A 3,680-nucleotide genomic window follows, 5' to 3' on the forward strand; every position below is an offset into this window, starting at 1 on the left:
GCGGTCCGCCCGCTCCTCGGGGCTCTCGTCGCGCCCGGTCCGGCCGGATCCCGGCTGACCACCTGTCCGTCCCATACGGTCCTTCCTCTGCCTGGCGCGCCGGCCAACGGATCGTCAGGTCATCTTCCCGGCATGTGCGCGCTGGAGCGGCTTAGCGCGCCGGGAGGGACGAGCGCGCCGGTGTCCCGCACAGCCCGGTCGGCGGGGGCCGACCGGGCCGAGCGGGTCAGCGGCGGCGCCGGCGGGCCGTGACCGCGCGGGCCGGCGGGGTGGCCAGGCCCAGGGTGACGGTGATCAGGGCGCCGCCCATCGGACCGCGCGTGATGCGAAGTCCCCCCTGGGTGGCGGTGGTGGCCCGCAGGGCGATGTCCAGTCCCAGGCCGGTGGAGCCGGTGCTGCCGCCACGGGTCAGCGCGCCGTCCACGTCCGGGATGCCGGGGCCGGCGTCCTCCACCTCCAGGACGACGCTCTGCGCGGTGCGGGCCAGGCGGATCGCCAGCGCCGTGCCGGCGGGGGTGTGGCCGAAGACGTTGCCGACCAGCGCGTCCACGACGGCCACGACGTCGTCCGCGGGCAGGGCCACCGGTGTGGGCTCGGTGGTGATCGCCACCGAGCAGTCGCGGCCCTGCTGTTCGGCGAGTACGGCCCAGAAGCCCGCCTGCTGCCGCACCGCCTCGCCGGCCTCGCAGGAGACGGTGTTCGCCCGGCGGACGGCCTCGGCGGCCCGCCCGCCCGGGGTGGCCTGCGGGTCGGCGAAGGCCTGTCCCATCGGGCTCGTCGCCAGGGGGGTGCGGGCCGCGGCGATGATCGACCGCAGCTCCGCCTCCAACTGGTCGACGGCGCTGGTGATGTGCTGTGCCTCCGGGGTGGGGCCCAGCCGGTCGGCCGCCAGGTGCAGGGCGGTCAGCGGGGTCCGCAACCGGTGCGAGAGGTCGGCGACCAGCTCGCGCTCGACCGCCAGCAGCCGCACCATCCGTTCCGCCAGGACGTTGAACGCGTCGCCGACACGGTGGAGTTCGGGTGGCCCGCTGGGGTCGACCCGGGTCTGCAGGTCGCCGGCGCCCAGGGCGTCCGCGGCCTTCGAGAGCTGACGCGAGGATCGGACCACCTGGGCGCCCAACCGGTCGGCGACCACCACCGATCCGACGATCAGGCCCACCGCCAGCAGCGACATCACCGCCCAGGAGACGGCCACGCCCTGGGTCAACTCGGCTCTGGGGACGAAGGCTTCGATGACGGCCACCTGGTCGTGCGGCAGCACCACCGGTTGCAGGTAGAGCCAGCCGTCGGGCAGGTCGGTGGCGATCGACCCCCGTTCCCGCGAGGCGCGCTCCAGCAGGACCGGCGACGCGTGCGCGGCGGCCCCGACGGTGTCGCCGTCCGGCAGGTGGACGCCGAGGTTGCCGGTGGAGTCCAGCCCGGAGATCGCCAGCAGGAGATCGGAGCCGTCGGTGGTGAGGGTGAGCATCGGCGCCAGCGCCGCCGCCCGCTGCTCGGCGGCGGTGATCCGCTGTTCGCGGGCCTGGGTGTAGACCAGGACGCCCAGCGGCAGCAGGAACGCGAGGGCGACCAGCGAGGTCACCGCGAGCGCCACGCCCACGAGCGAGCGTCTCACCGGGGCGTCACCATCTTGATGCCGACGCCACGGACGGTCTGCAGGTAGCGCGGGTGCGTCCCGCGCTCGCCCAGCTTGCGGCGCAGGGCCGACAGGTGGACGTCGATGGTCTGGTCGTCGACGAAGGCCTCGCGCCAGACGTCGGTGAGGATGCGCCGTTTGGAGACGACCTCGCCGACGTGCTGGGCGAGGTAGACCAGCAGGTCGAACTCGCGGCGGGTCAGGTGGAGTTCGACGCCGGCCAGCTGGACCGTGCGGGCGGGCGGGTCGATCCGCAGGTCGCCGACGGTCAGGGTGGCCGCGAGGCCCCGGCGCGCCCCGCCGGCGCTCACCGCGGCGCCGTCGGTGGGCGGCGCGGTCAGGCCGTCGCCGGTGGAGCGGCGCAGTACCGCGCCGACCCGGGCCGCCAACTGTCCGGCGGAGAACGGCTTGACCAGGTAGTCGTCGGCGCCCGCGTTGAGGAGCCGGATGATCTCCTCCTCGTCGTCGCGGGCGGTGGCCACGATGACCGGGACCCGGGATATCCCGCGGATCATGCGCAGCGCGCGAGCGCCGTCGAGGTCGGGCAGGCCGAGGTCGAGCACGACGGCGTCCACGTTCCCCTGGGTGACCTCCCGCAGTGCGCCGAAGCCGTCCCCCACGCTGCGCACCGCATGGCCGCAGGAGGAGAGCACGTCGATCAGCGAGGCTCGGATGACGGGGTCGTCTTCGACCACCAGGACGCATGGCATGCGGGACACCGTAGCCGACCGCTGATCAGTGATGATGTCCGCATGCCCCGTCTTCTTCGCCACCTCGCGGTGTGGTTGTCGTGCACGGCCGTCGCGGTGCTGGTGGTCTTTCTGGCCGTCGGCTTCGTGGTCGATTCCACCACCCGGGTGCCGCCCACCGTGCGGTCCATACCCTCCACGCTGGACGTGCCGGCGACCCTCGGTCCGTCGCCTTCCCCGGGCTCGAGCGCACCGGCCGACGCCCCCGCGCCCACCCCGTCGCAGGGGGCGAGCCCTCAGGGCGGAGCCGACGGTGGTGCCGGTGGGGCGGGTGGGGCGGGTGCTTCCGGTGGAGGGACTGCAGGTGCCGGTGGTGCCGGTGGTGCCAAGCCGCCGGTGACGCCCGCGGCCGTCGGGCAGCCCACGCCGGTCGCGGCGAGTCCGACCGCCGTGCGCACGGCGGTCGGGGCACCGTCCTGGTCGAGTGCCGGCTGCCAGAGCGGCTCGGGCGGGCACACGGTGCAGTCGGTCGGCGGTCAGGTGTCCGTCCGGTTCGCCGTGGACGCGGTCTGCCTGGTCTTCGCGCTCCCGGCCCCCGGCTACACCACGCAGACCGCGCAGAGCGACCCCGGCACCCTGGTGGTCACGTTCACCGGGCCGAGCCACCGCTCGCAGATCACCGCGACCCTCCAGCCGCAGGCCCACATCACCACCCACGAGACCTCCTGGTGACGGCGCGGGGGGCTGTTCCTGCGGGGCGGACGACGTGCGTACGAGGGGGAGGTGAGCGCTTCCTTAGGGCCACCTGAAGAACGCCGGGATCGGTTTCCGGTGCCAGGTCCGCGACCTACGCTCACTCTCGTTGATCAAGGCGGAAGTCCGGGCGGCGACGAGTGCGCCGGCGTTTCCGCCGTGCCGCTCCGTCGATCCTTCGAGGTGACATGAATCTCCGTCGTCGCACCGCCGCCGGCTCCACCCGTGCGGGAGCAGGGCGCGCTCTCTCGCCGCGACCCGTGGTCCTGGTGTCCCTGCTGGCCGTGGCCACCCTGACCGCGTGCGGCCCCGGCGGTCAGGGCGGGGGAGCGGCCGCGGCTGCCTCCGCTCCCTCCTCCGACCTCTCGGCGGCCTCCGTCGCGGACGCGGGCAACGTGGTGACCGCGCCCGCCGAGCCGCCCACCTCCGCCGCGGCGTCCGTCGCCGCCTCGGGCCCGGCATCCGTCGCGGCGTCCGTGCCCCCCACCGTCGCCGTGCCGAGCCCCTCGGCGTCGACGGCCCGTAGCGCGGCCCCCGCCACGCCGGCCCCGGCCAAGGCGCCCGGCGCCGCCACCCGCGGCGCGGCCCCGCCCCCCGGGGCG

Annotated in this window: 3 protein-coding genes and 1 pseudogene; 2 read left to right on the forward strand and 2 right to left on the reverse strand. The window is 75.2% G+C overall.

The features are described from left to right. Positions 1-226: 226 nt before the first annotated feature. Positions 227-1,615 (reverse strand): sensor histidine kinase, encoded by a 1,389-nt coding sequence (locus ABD323_RS40010; protein ID WP_344447032.1) that lies wholly within the window; start codon positions 1,613-1,615, stop codon positions 227-229. Then, the gene (locus ABD323_RS40015) at positions 1,612-2,346 is read right to left on the reverse strand and encodes a response regulator transcription factor (RefSeq protein WP_344447033.1); all 735 of its coding nucleotides are present in this window, start codon (positions 2,344-2,346) and stop codon (positions 1,612-1,614) included. Before ABD323_RS40015 ends, ABD323_RS40010 begins: the two co-directional genes overlap by 4 nt. A gap of 42 nt (positions 2,347-2,388) precedes the next feature. On the opposite strand from ABD323_RS40015, the gene ABD323_RS40020 reads away from it, so the two are divergent. Both ABD323_RS40020 and ABD323_RS40025 read left to right on the forward strand, forming a co-directional pair. Beyond that, positions 2,389-3,057: a hypothetical protein gene (locus tag ABD323_RS40020; RefSeq protein ID WP_344447034.1), complete on the forward strand. Its 669-nt coding sequence runs from the start codon at positions 2,389-2,391 to the stop codon at positions 3,055-3,057. 209 nt (positions 3,058-3,266) lie between these two features. After that, positions 3,267-3,680: pseudogene (locus ABD323_RS40025) on the forward strand (hypothetical protein); the annotation flags it as partial.

Source organism: Kitasatospora nipponensis, assembly GCF_039528135.1.
Lineage (GTDB): Bacteria > Actinomycetota > Actinomycetes > Streptomycetales > Streptomycetaceae > Kitasatospora > Kitasatospora nipponensis.

Excerpts from the sequence above, each read along its gene's own strand:
- ABD323_RS40015 (WP_344447033.1), bottom strand. The coding sequence starts at position 2,346 with ATGCCATGCGTCCTGGTGGTCGAAGACGACCCCGTCATCCGAGCCTCG.
- ABD323_RS40020 (WP_344447034.1), top strand. The coding sequence starts at position 2,389 with ATGCCCCGTCTTCTTCGCCACCTCGCGGTGTGGTTGTCGTGCACGGCC.